This window comes from Pantoea sp. GABEPS69, assembly GCF_045780835.1.
In the GTDB taxonomy this organism is placed as follows: Bacteria; Pseudomonadota; Gammaproteobacteria; order Enterobacterales; family Enterobacteriaceae; genus Pantoea; species Pantoea septica.
In genome coordinates this window covers 1468049-1483931 of the sequence record NZ_CP118618.1, presented here as the reverse complement: position 1 = coordinate 1483931, position 15883 = coordinate 1468049, and the positions used below count along the sequence as shown (strand labels likewise).

The 15883-nt window shown below is 58.3% G+C and carries 14 protein-coding genes and 1 tRNA gene; 5 read left to right on the top strand and 10 right to left on the bottom strand.

Translation table 11 applies throughout. The annotated features are described in order from the left end of the window. Positions 1-22: 22 nt before the first annotated feature. The 5 genes from PVE98_RS07040 to PVE98_RS07020 form a co-directional block, all read right to left on the bottom strand. On the bottom strand, positions 23-1609 hold the full coding sequence (locus PVE98_RS07040) for an ABC transporter substrate-binding protein (protein WP_096073420.1): 1587 nt from the start codon (positions 1607-1609) through the stop codon (positions 23-25). Between the two features lie 45 nt (positions 1610-1654). Beyond that, complete coding sequence (locus tag PVE98_RS07035; protein ID WP_096073421.1) at positions 1655-2932, bottom strand: FAD-binding oxidoreductase; 1278 nt, start codon at positions 2930-2932, stop codon at positions 1655-1657. 10 nt (positions 2933-2942) lie between these two features. After that, complete coding sequence (locus PVE98_RS07030; RefSeq protein ID WP_033749958.1) at positions 2943-3611, bottom strand: haloacid dehalogenase type II; 669 nt, start codon at positions 3609-3611, stop codon at positions 2943-2945. A gap of 28 nt (positions 3612-3639) precedes the next feature. Further along, positions 3640-5109: an aldehyde dehydrogenase gene (locus PVE98_RS07025; protein ID WP_033749961.1), complete on the bottom strand. Its 1470-nt coding sequence runs from the start codon at positions 5107-5109 to the stop codon at positions 3640-3642. Positions 5110-5484: 375 nt separating this feature from the next. Then, positions 5485-6945, bottom strand: coding sequence for an NAD-dependent succinate-semialdehyde dehydrogenase (locus PVE98_RS07020; RefSeq protein WP_033749965.1), 1461 nt, complete (start codon positions 6943-6945; stop codon positions 5485-5487). Between the two features lie 162 nt (positions 6946-7107). On the opposite strand from PVE98_RS07020, the gene PVE98_RS07015 reads away from it, so the two are divergent. Then, positions 7108-7773 carry an O-methyltransferase gene (locus PVE98_RS07015; RefSeq protein WP_096073423.1) on the top strand — a complete coding sequence of 222 codons (666 nt, stop codon included), beginning with the start codon at positions 7108-7110 and terminating at the stop codon, positions 7771-7773. Here the strand turns inward: PVE98_RS07015 and cbl are convergent. Continuing rightward, entirely contained in the window at positions 7770-8729 is a 960-nt protein-coding gene (gene cbl, locus PVE98_RS07010) for an HTH-type transcriptional regulator Cbl (protein WP_033749969.1), read from the bottom strand. The genes PVE98_RS07015 and cbl overlap by 4 nt on opposite strands. 250 nt (positions 8730-8979) lie before the next feature. On the opposite strand from cbl, the gene PVE98_RS07005 reads away from it, so the two are divergent. The 3 genes from PVE98_RS07005 (at position 8980) to PVE98_RS06995 (ending at position 10371) form a co-directional block, all read left to right on the top strand. After that, positions 8980-9123, top strand: a complete 144-nt coding sequence (locus PVE98_RS07005; protein ID WP_227741487.1) for a hypothetical protein — start codon at positions 8980-8982, stop codon at positions 9121-9123. 117 nt (positions 9124-9240) lie between these two features. Next, positions 9241-9693: a hypothetical protein gene (locus PVE98_RS07000; protein WP_227741488.1), complete on the top strand. Its 453-nt coding sequence runs from the start codon at positions 9241-9243 to the stop codon at positions 9691-9693. 198 nt (positions 9694-9891) lie between these two features. Continuing rightward, the gene (locus PVE98_RS06995; protein WP_096073424.1) at positions 9892-10371 is read left to right on the top strand and encodes a type VI secretion system tube protein TssD; all 480 of its coding nucleotides are present in this window, start codon (positions 9892-9894) and stop codon (positions 10369-10371) included. A gap of 89 nt (positions 10372-10460) precedes the next feature. Here the strand turns inward: PVE98_RS06995 and nac are convergent, their stop codons facing one another. From nac to PVE98_RS06975, 4 genes are all read right to left on the bottom strand, one after another. Next, a complete protein-coding gene (gene nac, locus PVE98_RS06990; protein ID WP_033749973.1) occupies positions 10461-11378 on the bottom strand; it encodes a nitrogen assimilation transcriptional regulator NAC in 918 nt (305 codons plus the stop codon). Positions 11379-11780: 402 nt separating this feature from the next. Further along, the gene (locus PVE98_RS06985; RefSeq protein ID WP_187143682.1) at positions 11781-12803 is read right to left on the bottom strand and encodes an ABC transporter permease; all 1023 of its coding nucleotides are present in this window, start codon (positions 12801-12803) and stop codon (positions 11781-11783) included. Between the two features lie 23 nt (positions 12804-12826). Beyond that, on the bottom strand, positions 12827-14311 hold the full coding sequence (locus PVE98_RS06980) for a sugar ABC transporter ATP-binding protein (protein ID WP_033749979.1): 1485 nt from the start codon (positions 14309-14311) through the stop codon (positions 12827-12829). A 32-nt stretch (positions 14312-14343) separates the two neighbouring features. Then, entirely contained in the window at positions 14344-15267 is a 924-nt protein-coding gene (locus PVE98_RS06975; RefSeq protein ID WP_033749982.1) for a sugar ABC transporter substrate-binding protein, read from the bottom strand. 506 nt (positions 15268-15773) lie between these two features. On the opposite strand from PVE98_RS06975, the gene PVE98_RS06970 reads away from it, so the two are divergent. Next, a tRNA-Asn gene (locus PVE98_RS06970) sits at positions 15774-15849 on the top strand. Positions 15850-15883 lie beyond the last annotated feature (34 nt).

The window sequence follows — 15883 nt, the reverse complement described above, 5'->3', positions numbered from 1 at the left end:
GCGTTCTCCAGTGTCGAGAGGGTTAAGCGGACAGCCAGGCGAATTCGTGAAAGCGATAGCCCATCATCATGCCGGATGGCCAGGCTTCGACGCCCTTCACCTTTTTGCTGTAGCCGTCGGTGGAGCTGATAAAAGTCGGGATAATGGTGCCGCAGTGGTCGTAGATCAGCTTCTGCATATCGCCGTACATCTGTTTGCGCTTCGCCTGATCCCGTTCGCCGCGCGCCGCCACCACCAGCTGGTCGAACTGCGCGTTCTTCCAGCCCGACTCGTTGTTGGGCGCGCCGGAGAGATAGAACTGCGAGAAGAGCATATCGAGCGTGGGACGCGGGTTGATAGAGCCGTAGCCCACCGGATCTTTGGTCCAGTGCGTCGACCAGTAGCCGTCATAGGGCACACGGCGCACCTTGATGTTGATGCCGGCGTTGCGCGCCACCTGCTGGATCAGCTGGCCGCCTTCTACCGCGCCTTCGATGTTAGGCGTGGTGACGATCTCCACCGTTGCGCCCTTCATGCCCGCCTTTTCGATGTGGAATTTCGCCTTCTCCACATCAAGCGGACGCGGCTTCAGCTCGGCGTTGTAAAGCGGATGCCACGGCGGCACCGGCGTATCGTTACTGACGTCGCCGTAGCCCTGCAGCACGGTTTTCACCAGCATCTCGCGCGGCTGCAGATATTTCAGCGCCAGCACGAAATCTTCGTTGCTGCCGGGCTTGATATCGGTGCGCACGATCAGGTTGGTGTACATGCCCGATTTGCTCTCCAGCACGCCGAAGTCGCTGGTCGCCTTAATGCGCTTGCAGTCGTTGGCGCTCAGGGTCGAGACGATATGCAGGTCGCCCGACATCAGCGCGTTGACGCGCGCCGCCTGGTCGGTGACGCCCAGCAGCTCTACCTCGTCGAGATGCGGCAGGCCTGGCTTAAAGTAGTTAGGGTTTTTCGTGCCGACCGAGCGCACGCCCGGGGTAAACTCCTTGCAGACGTAAGGCCCGGTGCCGATGCCCTTAGTAAAGTCTCTGGTGCCGTCCTGCACGATCAAAAACGGCGGCGCGGCGAGGATATAGGGCAGATCGAAGTTCGCCTGGCTCAGCACCAGCTGCACTTCGTTGTCGTTAACGACGCTGATAGCCTTAAACTGCTCGGCAATTTTAAAGGCGTTCGAGGCGACCGCCGCGTCTTTGTGTCGGCTAAGCGAGTAGACCACATCTTTCGCGGTCAGCGGCTTGCCGTCGTGGAAGGTCACGCCGCTGCGCAGCTTGATCTGCCAGGTGACGCCGTCGGCGGAGTCGAGCGACGCTGCCAGCGCCGGCAGCGCTTTGAGATCTTTATCCAGTTCGGTCAGGCCGTTGTAGAACATACACTGGCGGGTATAGTCGCCGCTGTTGTTGGCTTTGGCGGGATCAAGGGTATCGGTGGCGGAGGCGTTGGACATGGCGGCGCGAATTTTGCCGCCTTTCACCGGCGTTTCGGCGGCGAAGCCCAGCTGCGGAAAACCGATAATGCCGCTGCTCATCACCGCGCCGGCGGAGAGCATTTTCATCAGGCCGCGGCGCGACAGCGTGCCTTCGGTCAGCATGCGCGTCAGCGCGTTATTATCATTTTGACTCATCTGCGTACCCTCAATAAGCGTTTAAGTTCACCTGGAATGCAAGCATCAAGAGAAACGATCTTTGGCTTTGTAATAGAGTCCGGCCAGCGGCAAAAACCACGGTTTGCCGTGATAACCGGGCAGCGCAGGCCAGGCGTCGCGCTGCCAGGGGTTGCGGTTGCTTTTTTCGGCGATCAGATCCGCCATCACCGCGCCCATCCACACCGACATCTGGGTGCCGTGTCCGCTGTAGCCCATGGAGTAAAAGACGCCGTCATGTTCGCCCGCGTGCGGCAGCCGATCGGCGGACATATCCACCATGCCGCCCCAGCAGTAGTCGATGCCCGCCTGCGCCAGCGGCGGAAAGAGGCTGGCCAGCGTCGCCTGCAAAATTTCGCCGCTGCGCGAATCGGAGGTAGGATTGCTGACCGCGAAGCGCGCGCGACCGCCGAACACCAGCCGACGGTCGGCGGTGGTGCGGAAGTAGTTGCCGAGATTGAGCGAGGTAACATAGGTGCGATCCTGCGGCAGCACCTGGCGGATCAGCGCGTCGCCCAGCGGCGCCGTGACCACGATAAAGCTGCCCACCGGCACGATGCGGCGCTGGAACCAGCGAAACGGTCCGACGTTGGAGCAGCCGGTGGCCATCAGCACTTTATCGGCAATGATCTCGCCTCTGGCGGTCTGCACCCGGTGGCGGTAGCCGTCAAGGCGCGACAAGCCGGTCACCGCGTGGTGCGGGAAGATTTTCGCCCCGCTGCGCGCCGCCGCTTCCGCCAGCCCGATGCCGAATTTGCCCATATGCATCTGGCCGCCGCGCTTTTGCAGCAGGCCGCCGTGAAAGGCGTCGCTGCCGACTTCGCGGTGGATCTCCTCTTTGCCGATCAGCTCGATATCGGGGTCCACGGTGCGGCGCATTAATTCCCAGGCCTCGCGCAGCCCGGCGAAATGGGACGCCTTGCTGGCGAGCTTGAGCTTGCCGCACAGGCGGAAATCGCAGTCGATCTGTTCGTCGCGCACCAGCTGTTCGACGTAGCTCACCGCGTCGTCGTAGGCGCGGTAGAAGCGCGTGGCTTTCTCGATGCCCTGGCTCGCCACCAGCGAGGCGAAGTTCTGCGCCACGCCGGTATTGCAGTGGCCGCCGTTGCGCGCCGAGGCCTGACTCATCACCTCGCCGCCCTCCAGCAGCACTACGTCGAGGCCGCTGCGCGCCAGGCTCAGCGCCGCTGAGACGCCGGTAAAGCCGCCGCCGATCACCACCACGTCGGCGCGCGACGGCAGCGAACCTTCCGCCGCGCCGTGAAACGTCGGTGCGGTGGCCTGCCAGAACGATTCGAGTTTCATAGCGCGATCCTCAGAGTCCGACCAGGGCAGGCAATCCGCCGATGTCAGGGATTTCGGTATAGCCGTAGTAAGGGTTGGCCGGTTCATGGCCGCGATTAACCCAGGCTTTATGGGTGATGCCGAGATCGTGCGCCGTCATCAGGTCGTAGCGGAAGCTGGAGGAGACGTGCAGGATCTCCTCCGGCCGGCAGTCGAGCTTCTGCAACATATATTCGAAGCCTTTCATCTGCGGTTTGTAGGCACCCACTTCTTCGGCGGTAATCGCCAGGTGGATCGGCGCGCCCAGTCGCGGAATATGGTGCGGCAGCAGATCCTTCATCGAGTTGCTGAGCAGCACCAGCGGGAATTCGGTCGCCAGCTTCGCCAGTCCGGCCGGCACGTCGGGATGCGGGCCCCAGGTGGCGCAGTCGGTGTAGATAAAGTCGCTGTCCGCCTTGTCCCACGCGACGCCCCACTTTTTACAGGTGCGCTGTATCGCGTTGCTCACCACGTCGTAGTAAGGCTTCCAGGCGCCCAGCACTTCATCCATGCGGTAGCGGGAGAAATCGGTAGTGAAGGCCTGCATCTCCTCTGCCGCCACGCGCTCGCTAAAACAGCGCGCCGCCGCGCCCGCCATGTCGAAGTTAATCAGCGTGCCGTAACAGTCAAAGGTGATGAATTTCGGTTTAAACAGTGCCATGACGCGACCTCGTCTTGATCAGGAAAGGTTAAAAATCGATGAGTACGCTTTTCTGGCGCTGGCAGGCCTGAAACGCCTGCCGCCCCAAATCTTTGCCGATGCCGGAGCCGAGAAAGCCGCCGGTGGGAATGATGAAATCGCCGGAGCGGCCGTAGCGGTTGACCCATACGGTGCCCGCCTCGATGGCGCGTATCGCCCGCATAGCGCGCGGCAGGCTCAGGGTATGCACGCCCGCGCACAGCCCGTAAATCTCATGCGCCGCCAGCCGCAGCCCCTCTTCTTCCTCGTCGAAGGTCTGCACCGTCAGCACCGGGCCGAAGATCTCCTGCTGCACCGCCGGGTTATCCTGCGCCACGCCGCACAGCAGCGTCGGCTGCCAGAACCAGCCCTCCTCGGTGTCGGCGAAACGCTCGCCGCCGACCAGCACTTCCGCGCCCTGCGCTTTCGCGGCGGCGATCACCGACGCGACTTTTTGCCCCTGCCGTTCGTCGATCAGCGGCGCGTAGCGGCTGTCGCCGTGCCAGGTCGCGCCGGGCCGCACGCTGCGGCACAGCGCGGCGAGGCGATCGAGCAGCGGCGCGGCGATGGCGCGCTGCACGATAAGGCGGGTGCCGGCGACGCACGCCTGGCCGCCGTTAGCGGTAAAGCCGCGCAGGATGCGCTGCGCCAGCACCTCGATGTCGCCCGCGTCGTCAAACACCAGCTGCGGGCTTTTGCCGCCCAGCTCCAGCGTTACCGGCTTCATGCCGTGCTGCGCCACGTCGCTCATGATGCGCGCGCCGGTCAGGGTCGAGCCGGTAAAGGAGACTTTGCGTACCAGCGGATGGGTCACCAGCGCGTGGCCGGTTACCGCGCCGCTGCCCTGCACGATGTTGAGCACGCCAGCAGGCAAACCGGCCTGCACCGCCAGCTCCGCCATGCGCACCGTTGAAAACGGCGTCAGTTCAGAGGGTTTGAGCACCACCGCATTGCCCGCCGCCAGCGCCGGGCCGCACTTCCACGACGCCATCGACAGCGGGAAATTCCACGGCGTAATGGCGCCGACCACGCCGTACGGCTCCGCTATCAGCATGCCGAGGCTGCTGTCGCGGGTCGGGAAGAGATCGCCGCTGTACTTGTCGGCGCACTCGGCGTAGAAGCGGATCGCTTCGGCGGTAAACGGAATTTCATGCTGCGCCACGTCGCCGATGGGACGCGTGGAGCCAAGCGCCTCCAGCTGCGCCAGCAGGCTGTCCTGCTCGATAAGATCGGCCCAGCGGCGCAGCACCCGGCCGCGTTCGCGCGGCGCGCAGCCCGACCAGCCGCTGGTTTTCAGCGCCTGATGCGCCGCCTGCACCGCGCGATCGACATCGGCAGCGTCAGCCTCATGCAGCGTGGCGTAGACTTTGCCGTCCGACGGGCGTTTTACCGCGAACGCCGCACCCTGGGTCTGAATGTGATGGCCGTCAATATAGTGGCCGACAGGAAGCAAAACTTTTTCAGGGTCGAAACTTAACATGGATAAATCCTTATTTGTTACACCCGTCAACCATTATGGAATTAGCGCGCTGGCAGGGCTTATATTCAGCGCGAATAAGCTCATGACAAAAGGTAATGCAGAAAGTATGCCAGCCAGCTAAAAAATAAAAATGCGTTTAAAACTGCGCAAAAAAATTTTCTGCCGTATTGAAAGCGGAAATTTTGCGTAATTGCCGAACCAATAAACAGATGATTTAGCTCACAAATTTCATGCATTGCCGTGGTGCATCGCGCATGAAACTTGCACTAAAATGGCCAGTGAAGATAAAAACACGACATAGCGCACAAAATAAAAAAGCGTTTGCCGCGGGTGCGACAAACGCTTGCATTAGGGGAATTATATAAGAAGGAAAAATTAATTCAGGCTGCCAATATGGAACGCTTTCTGCTCCAGATATTCTTCAATGCCATAGCGCGATCCTTCCCGACCTATTCCCGATAATTTTACGCCGCCGAACGGTGCGACCTCTAATGAGATGGCGCCGGTATTAAAGCCGACCATGCCAAATTCCAGCGATTCGGCGACGCGCCATGCGCGGCGAATATTTTCCGTAAAGAAATAGGCGCCCAGGCCATAGGGCGTATCGTTGGCCATCGCGATCGCCTCCTCTTCCTCGTCGAAGATAAACAGCGGTGCCACCGGCCCGAACGTCTCTTCATGGGCGATACGCATCTGGGTCGTGACCCTGCCGAGCACCGTCGGCTGTACGTATGTGCCGTTGCCGTGGCTGGCGCCGCCGGTCAGCAGCTCCGCGCCCTGGCCCAGCGCATCCTCGATGTGGCCGTTAACTTTCTCTACCGCGCGGTCGTTGATCAGCGGGCCGATGGTGCTGCCGGGCGCAAAGCCGTCGCCCACCTTGAGCGTAGCGACCGCCTCGAGCAGCTTCGCCGCGAAGCGGGGATAGATGCCGCGCTGCACCAGAATACGGTTGGCGCAGACGCAGGTTTGTCCGGCGTTGCGGAATTTGCTGACCATCACTCCCGCCACCGCGATATCGATATCGGCGTCGTCAAAGACGATAAACGGCGCGTTGCCGCCCAGCTCGAGGCTCAGACGTTTAACGCTGTCGGCGCTCTGCTGCATCAGCAGCTGGCCGATGCGCGTCGAGCCGGTAAAGGAGATCTTGCGCACCAGACGGCTGCTGGTCAGCGCCGCGCCAATCTCCGTCGGCAGGCCGGTCACCACCTGCAGCACGCCGGCCGGAAAGCCCGCGCGCTCCGCCAGCACCGCCAGCGCCAGCGCCGACAGCGGCGTCAGCTCCGACGGCTTCACGATAATCGGACAGCCTGCCGCCAGCGCAGGCGCGACTTTGCGGGTGATCATGGCGATGGGAAAGTTCCACGGCGTGATGGCCGCCGCCACGCCGACCGGCTGCTTCAGCACCAGGATGCGGCGATCCTCGCTCGGCGCAGGAATGGTGTCGCCGTAGATGCGGCGCGCCTCTTCGGCGAACCATTTGACGAAACTGGCGCCGTACAGCACTTCGCCCTTCGCTTCCGCCAGCGGCTTGCCCTGCTCGGCGGTCATGATGGTCGCCAGGTCGTCGGCGTTGTCGAGGATCAGCTGATGCCACTTCTCCAGCAGCGTGGCGCGGCTGGCGTTGGGGGTCTTGCCCCAGGCGAGGCGCGCCGCGTCGGCGCAGGCGATGGCGGCTTCGGTCTCCGCACGGCCCAGCGCCGGAATGGTCGCCAGGGTTTCACGGGTGGCGGGATCGACCACCGGCAGGGTTTCGCCGTTGTGTGCATCCTGCCAGCGGCCGCCGAATAGTGCCTGCTGGCGCAGCAGATCGGAATCCTTTAGTTGAAGACGCGACATCTTACTCCCCTGTTTAATCGGTTTTCTTCCACTCTATCGCGTCGCCTCAGCGCAGGATGTTTTTCTCGCCGAGCAGAAACCTTAAACGGCGAGTTTTGCGCGCGGAAAGAAAATTTTATGCCGCGCGGCTGCTATGCTCAGTTTTTAAACAAGGAGATAACCATGAGCGATCATATGTGGCGAGCGGTCGATGACTACTTTATTCAGACGCTGGTGAAACCGGATGCGGCGCTCTCGTCGGCGCTGGCGCGCAACGCGGCCGCCGGCCTGCCGCCGATTGACGTCGCGGCCAACCAGGGCAAGCTGCTCTATCTGCTGGCGCGCATGATGAACGCCTCGCGTATTCTGGAGATCGGCACGCTGGGCGGCTACAGCACGCTGTGGCTGGCGCGTGCGCTGCCGGAGAACGGCAAAATCGTCACGCTGGAGTTTTCGCCGCAGCATGCGCAGGTGGCGCGCGAGAATTTCGCCGAAGCGGGCGTGACAGATAAAGTCGAGCTGCTGGTCGGGCCGGCGCTGGAGAGTTTGCCGACGCTGCAGGGACCGTTCGATATGATCTTTATCGATGCCGATAAGCGCAATAATCCGCACTACCTGCGCTGGGCACTTAAGCTGGCGCGCGTCGGCAGCGTGATTATCGGCGATAACGTGGTGCGCAGCGGGCGGATCGTCGACTCGCAGTCCACGGATGAAAACGTGCAGGGGCTACGGCAGTATCTGCGCGATATCGGCGAGAATCCGCACCTGACGGCCACCGCGCTGCAAACCGTCGGCAGCAAAGGCTGGGATGGCCTGCAGCTGGCCATCGTCGAGTCGCTGCCGGATTAAATCTGAAAGTCGATCGCCGGCTCTTCTTCGCTTTGATAGGAGAGCGCCTGCCGTTTGATCTCCTCCAGCGACAGGTTGGCGTTGCACAGCTCCATAAACTGCCAGACGTAGTTGCGCTGCAGTTGCCCGCGCTTCAGACCGAGCCAGACGGTATTGGCGTCAAACAGATGATGCGCGTCGATACGCACCAGCGCCTCTTCCGGCTGAATTTCGCACGCCTGATCGGCAAGGATGCCGACGCCTAATCCCAGTTCGACATAGGTTTTCACCACGTCTGAATCCTGCGCGCTCAGCACGATATCCGGCTTCAGGCCCGCGCTCTGGAAGGCGCGGTCGACGCGCGAGCGTCCGGTGATGCCCTGGCGATAGGTAATCAGCGGGTAGCGGCTCAGGGTGCTGAGCGAGACCGGCTGCTGCTGCACCAGCTCGTGATCGCTCGGCACCAGCAGCGCATGATGCCAGCTGAACCAGGGAAAGGCCGCGAGGCTGGGGTTGTTCACCAGCAGTTCGCTGGCGATGCCGACGTCCGCTTCGCCTGCCAGCAGCATGGCGACGATCTCCTGCGGCGAGCCCTGGTTAAGCTCGAGCCGCACGTTGGGATAGAGCTGGCGAAACGCCTTGATAACGCGCGGCAGGCTGTAGCGCGCCTGGGTGTGCGTGGTGGCGATCGTCAGGATGCCGCTGGTTTCGTTGGTAAAAACGTCCGCCAGCCGGCGTACTTTTCCTGCCTCGTCGAGGATGCGTTCGGCGATGGTCAACAGCGCTTTGCCCGGTTCCGTCATGCCCAGCAGGCGCTTGCCGCGGCGAATAAAAATCTCCACGCCCAGTTCATCTTCCAGATCGCGGATATGACGGCTGACGCCTGACTGCGAGGTAAATAGCGTGTTTGCCACTTCCGTCAGATTGAACTCGCAGCGCGCCGCCTCACGGATGATTTTAAGTTGCTGGAAATTCACGGTATTTACCTCCCTTTACGAAATTGTTACCTCCGATGGTAAGAAGGTTTATTGATATCAACAAATAATAAAAACTTTGTGCTTATGCGCAGGGGGAATATAAGGCAGCGGGTATGCGCACTGTGGGAGAGCCTTTCTTACGCTTTAGCGCTAACGGGGTCACAAAACGAGAGCGCGACTGCTAAAGCGGCTTGAAGACGAAACGCTTCAGCGCATACCCTGATAACACCACAAATAGTAGGGATACTTTATGCAGGCTGCAGATGTCTTAAAGATGAAGTTGCAAAGCGACAGGCTGCTGGCGCTTTATGCGCAGCAGGGCGTGACCTCAACCTGGAAGGCAATGAAGGGAATAGGCTCTGATATTTACTCTGGCGTGGAGCGGGCAAGCTAGTATGCGTCGTGCCTGATTCCGGCATATCACGATGTATGCAAGCAATTGTATTCCGAAGACAAGAGAATGCTCTGCTCTATTCGCTCTCTTTACCGATATCGGGACGTAATTGGCCATATGCTTTATCTGTATTTCAAAAAGGTTATTGAGGATATAGATAATGGCAACGAGGATGATATGGCGCGTTCTGTTAATTCAAATCTTGCAGGAAGCATTGCCAGAATGCCGGCAGGAAAAGCAACCCGTTTAAGCCTGGCTGTCGCGCTATCTGAGGCGCTTTCCATGTCTGAAGTTGTATCGCGTTCAGTTGTTGAAAGGCTAGCTGCACGTGTGCCTAACGTTGTTTGGTTATTCCAGGTATTTGGAACAGATCAGAAATGTGCTCTTGCAGCCCGCAGGCTGAAATATATGGATGAAAAATACTATTTAATACTTTATAGCGCGGAATTAGAAATGCTCTATTACTTTATTGAACCTGTCTTATCTGAAGTTATAAAAAACGTGCAGATGGAACGCTATCGTAACTTCGATGAAGTTTACAAAGCTATCAAGAGCAAATATCATGTTTAAAACTTTCCTGTCGCTCATTTTTAATGAAGGACTCATTCTGGTCAGCCTAATCGGATTTGGTTTATTTTACCTGAAGTTTTTTCCGACATACTGGCTGCTATTAACGATAATCTCAGTCATTGTGCTTATCATTCTGTTGCCGAAGTTTACAGCCAGGTTTGATAAATACGATAAGTAATCACTTTAAAAGGGAATTTTATGTCTAATCCAGCTTACCTGTGGTTAACAGATGAAAATGGCTCGCCGATAATGGGGCCGTCGCTTGTGTCAGGCCGTGAAGGGGCGATCGAGCTAAAATCATTTACCCACAACGTCAATATTCCTGTGGATGGCAACACCGGCAGATTAACGGGAACGCGCGTCCATATGCCTATTATGTTTCAGAAAGAATTTGATCGCGTGACGCCGCTGCTCTTTCGGGCGTTAAGCACCGGTAAAACGCTCAGGTCCGCGACGATTAAAATGTACCAGATTAATGAAGCGGGTATAGAGCAAGAATATTTCAATATTATCCTCGAAGGGGTAAAGCTGACCTCTATTACGCCAGACCTCTATCCCGGCGCGCAGACGGGCACGCACCTTGAAACGATTTTGTTACGCTATGAGAAAATTACCTGGAAGCATTGCGACGGGAATATTCTGTTCACCGACTCGTGGAATGAGCGAGCAACCTATTAAGGCGGTGGGCTGCCATATAAACAGGCCAGCCACTCTTCGATACCCTGCCTGAAGGCGCAAAAGCGGTCCCGCAGGACCGCCTGACAGTCTTAACTTACCAGCAGCAGCGCCCGCTCTTCCGCCATCGGCTTATTCAGCAGCGACAGCAAAATATCCTTTACCGCCTGCGCGGACGGCGAGAGCGGCAGACGCGCGGACACGTTCAGCGACAGCGGCAGATTAAGCGCCGGACTGTTGATGCGCGCCATCCAGGCCTGGGTTGAGCCGACCAGCGCACGCGCGGCGGACTCCGGCAGCACCGTGACGCCCATACCGCTGGCGACGGCGGCGGTCAGCATTGACAGCGATTCGATCTCGCCGATAATGCGTGCGCTAAGACGACGCAGCGAAAAGGCTTCATCAACCCGCTTGCGCACCGCGCTGTAGTCGCGCGGCAAAAACAGGCTCATCTGCGCCACCTCGGCTAAATCTACCGATCCGCCGGGGCAGTCAGTGGCGCCGACCAGATAAAGCTCCTCTTTCATCAGCGGCAGACTGGTGATGCCCGCCGTCGGCGCGCGGTCGTAAAGCACCGCCATATCAAGCTGGCCGTTCATCACCTTTTCATTAAGCGTACTGCCGCTGTTTTCATGCAGATAAACCAGAATTTCCGGATGCTGCTCGCGCACCGTTTGCAGCAGCGGCATGGTCAGCGAAGAGGCCGCCGTGCCCGGCGCCATGCCGATGGAGACCTGACCGCTCAGCACCTGCCCGGCGTTGATTACCGCCGTCTGCGCCTGTTCGCACTGCCGCAAAATCGTACGCGCATGTGCATAGAGAATTTTACCGGCTTCGGTCGGCGTCACGCCGCGCTTGGTGCGAATCAGCAGCTGTTGATCCAGCTCGTTCTCCAGCGTGGCGACCTGTTGACTGAGCGCAGGTTGCGCGATGTGCAGCACTTCAGCCGCCTGCGTCAAACTGCCAATATCGACGATTTTCACAAAGTATTTCAGTCGTCTTAAGTTCATCTTGCCTCCGTCACATTCCCCGAATGCCAATAACATCTGTTCTTGTGGCCTGCTGGCCTGGTAAGGAACAAATTGCAATTAGCAGGCCACTTTTTCTCAAAGCGCTGCCAGGCTACTGCAGAAAAATCCTAACAACCCGAAAAATAAGCCTTTCTGATTACCCAATAAGAGTTAATAAGCAGCGAGAATGGCGAGGTAGCGAAAAAGGCAAGCGCGACTGCACTCCGCTGGTGCAGCCTGTGCGAGCCAGACGTGCATAAAAGTGATGACCCGAAGCGGAACAGACGCGATAACGCGACGGGAAGCGGAAAAACGCGCGGTATCCAGCAGGAAAACTTATTCAAAGCAGGACAAAAGGCCTGCCCGGCTTTTCAGGCGCGAGCAGGCCAGCAGCTGGAAAAATCAGCGTTTTTTGCGGTTGCGGTGCATATCGATCGCCACCGCGGCCACGATAATCATGCCTTTGATAATGTCCTGAACGTAGGCGTCGACGCCGACGAAGGTAAAGCCGCTTTTGATCAGCCCCAGGATCACCGCGCCAATCAGGGTGCCGGTAATGCGCCCGACGCCGCCCATCAGGCTGCTGCCGCCAATCACCGCCGCGGCGATGGCGTCCAGCTCATAGGACATCCCCATGCTTGACTGGCCGCTGCTGACGCGCGCCGCCAGCACCACGCCCGCCAGCCCGGAGAGCGCCCCAGCGATGGTATAAACGATCACCAGGTATTTATTCACGTTGATGCCGGAGACTTTGGCCGACGTCATGTTGCCGCCGATGGCGTAAACGTATTTGCCGTAGCGGGTATGCTTCAGGGCGATATGAAACACCAGCGCCACCACCAGGAAGATAATTACCGGCATCGCGCCCTGCCCGATAGAGGTAAAACCGTCGGAGAGAAAGCTGATCGGGTTGCCCTGCGTGTAGTACTGCGCCAGACCGCGCGCCGACACCATCATGCCCAGCGTGGCGATGAAAGGCGGAATGCCGGTGCGGGTAATGAGTACGCCGTTGACCAGGCCGCAGAGCAGACCCACGCCGATCCCGGCACCGATAGGCACCACGGCAGGCATATCGACCAGCGCAGGAAACATCGGCGAAAGGCTGTCGGAGGTTTGCGCCAGGCTGGCCGCGACCACGGCGGTCAGCGCGATCACTGAACCCGACGAGAGGTCGATGCCGGTGGTGATGATCACCTGCGTTACCCCGACCGCGATCACGCCGATAATCGCCACCTGCAACAGGATCAGAATCAGTCGGTTGGTGTTCATCAGAAACGACTGGTCGCGCACATACCAGCCGGCGATTTCGAAGATCAGCGCGATGCCGACCATCACGATAAAGATGCCGGTATCTTTAGGCAGCTTATGCCGCAGATTGCCGAAGAACGACGAATGTTCAGCCGTTGGAGTAGCCGTTGCTTTGATATTGCTCATAGGTGTCTCGCGCCTCACTCGGATGCCAGCGACAAAATGGTTTCCTGATCGGCCTCTTCTTTATCGAGGATGCCGGTAATCCGTCCCTGATGCATCACCATCACGCGGTCGCTCATGCCGAGAATTTCCGGCAGTTCCGACGACACCATGATGATGGCCACGCCGCGGTTGGCCAGCTCAGAGATCAAACGGTAGATTTCCGCTTTCGCGCCGACGTCGATACCGCGCGTCGGCTCGTCGAGGATAAGAATTTTGGGTTGCGCCAGCAGCCAGCGGGCAATCAGCACCTTCTGCTGGTTGCCGCCGCTCAGATTGTTGATGATCTGATCCATGGTCGGCGTTTTGATATTCAGCCGCCGGATCTGCTCCATGCAGTCCTGCGCCATCTTGACGTGGCTGACGAAGCCGCTCTTGCCGCTGTACTCGGGCATGTTGACGATGCTCATGTTCTCCATCACCGACAGCACGAGAAACAGCCCCGACTTTTTGCGATCCTCGGTTAAAAACGCCATGCCCTTTTCAATCGCCGTTGAAGGCGAATCGATAGTGACCGGCACGCCGTCAATCAGCACCTCGCCGCTGTCGATGCTCTCCATGCCGAATAAACTTTCCATCACTTCGCTGCGCCCGGCGCCGACCAGGCCGGCGACGCCGAGAATTTCGCCGCGCCGCAGGCTGAAGCTGACGTCATGGAAGCGATCTTTACTGGTAAGGCCGCGTACCGTCAGCACCTCTTCGCCGATGGCGTTGTTGAATTTGGGAAAGAGCTGGGTCAGTTCGCGCCCTACCATCTGGGTGATCAGCGACTGACGAGTAAACTGCGCGGTGTGGTTGCTGCCGACCCAGCTGCCGTCGCGGAAAATGCTGATCTCATCGGTAATGGCGAAGATTTCATCCATTTTGTGGCTGATATAGATGATGGCTTTGCCCTGTGCGCGCAGGTCGCGAATGATAGTGAAAAGATGCGCCACTTCGCTTTCGGTCAGGGCGGAGGTGGGCTCATCCATAATCACGATGTCGGCGTTCCACGAGACCGCTTTGGCGATCTCCACCATCTGCTGCGCGGCGATACTTAACTCGCCCACCAGCCGGTCAGCCTTGAGGCGAATATTGAGCTGGTTGAGCAGCGTCTGCGTCTGCTGGTTGAGCTTGCCGTGATCGACAAAGCCGTACTTCATCGGCTCCCGTCCCAGCCAGATGTTCTCGGCGACGGTCATGTAGGGCACCAGATTAAGCTCCTGGTGGATCATGGAAATGCCGGAACGCAAGGCGTCCATGGTGTCCTGAAACTGCACCGGCTCCCCTTTAATGCGGATGGTGCCCCGATCGGGACGGTACATCCCGATCAGGCACTTCATTAAAGTGGATTTGCCCGCGCCATTTTCGCCCATCAAGGCATGAACCGATCCCGGACGCACGCGCAGCGAAACGTTATCGAGTGCCTTCACACCGGGAAAGAACTTGCTGATGCCTTCGGCTTCAAGCGCAAAAGCGGTCATACATCACCTCCGTACGGCTGAGTCGGGATCGGTTATTTCTGATTACGGTTCACGAACTGCTGCATATTGTCTTTGGTGATCAGCTGATAAGGGATATCGATAATCTTCTGCACTTTTTCGCCCTTCGCCAGCTTAACGGCCGCCTGCACCGCGCCTTCGCCCTGTCCGCGTGCGTCCTGGAATACCGTCGCGACCATCTTGCCGTTCTTCAGCATTTGCAGCGCGTCAGGGGTGCCGTCCACGCCGGCGATCAGGATATGGTTGGGGTTTTTGCCCAGCGCCTGCAGCGCGCCGATCGCCATTTCATCGTTGTTGGAGGCGATGGCCTGGATATCGTCGCCTGCGGTCAGCCAGTTGCTCACCACGTCTACCGCGTCGTTACGCATAAATTTGGCGGTCTGCTTCTGCACCACTTTGATGCCGGGATATTTAGCGACCACCGCTTCGACGCCTTTGGTGCGGTCGCGCGTCGATTCGTTAGCGAGATCGCCCATCAGAATAGCGACGTTGCCTTTGCCGTTCATCGCCTTGGCCAGCGCCTCCATCTGCAGGCGACCCGCCAGTTCGGAGTCCGATCCCACATAGGCCATTTTGTCGGTCAGCTCCGCCTGAGGACGACGGTTAACGAAGATCAGCGGAATGCCGGCTTTGGTAGCCTGATCCATGATGGGTTTGACGGCGTTGGTATCCACCGGATTGACGATGATGGCGTCGACGCCCTGGCCGATAAAGTTCTGTACCTGCTGCAGCTGCTGCGAAACATCCCCTTTGGCGTCTTCCAGCTGTCCCTTAACGCCCTCTTTCTGCATCTCTTTTTGCATTGCGGTACGCAGAATGGTGAGGAAGTTGTCGTCGAACAACGCCATCGATACGCCGACGGAGAGATCTTTCGCCATCGCGGCGGCAGGCAACATGCAGGCTAACAGTGTGACAGCGAGCGTTTTTTTGATGTTCATGAGTAACCCTTATTGTCGTTAACTTGCCGACGCCGCTGATACCGCGAATGAAAAATATCTTTTACATTCACTCAACATTGCTGGCGGTTTCAGGTCTGTTTACAGAGGTGAGTGCTGGGCATCGCGCTTTTTTGTGACCAACCCCTCCTTTTTACAATCACTTGTTTATACAGGGAATAATTTTAAAATCCTGTTCCACTTTTACGGAGTGATTCCGCTGGTGATAATAAGCAGTTTGTTTGTTCCATTAACACTGGTTTTGAAATTTTTATCATAAAAGCACTGAAACAGTTGTTTTAACATCGGCAAATAACAAAACTTTGACACGCATCTAACATCTGCCGGGAAATGCGTTTAAAGTGAGATCCTGTCGGCAGTTTGAAATCTCGCCGAATCTGTTGAAAAAGCGGCAAACCGCTGCTTTTGCGAGCGTTCGGTTGGGAAAAGTGAAATCGTGCTTTGACAAGCAGGAACGGCATCGTTAATATTCGCCCCGTTCCAACAATTCCTCTGTAGTTCAGTCGGTAGAACGGCGGACTGTTAATCCGTATGTCACTGGTTCGAGTCCAGTCAGAGGAGCCAAATTCAAAAAGCCCGCTCAGGGAAACCTGAGCGG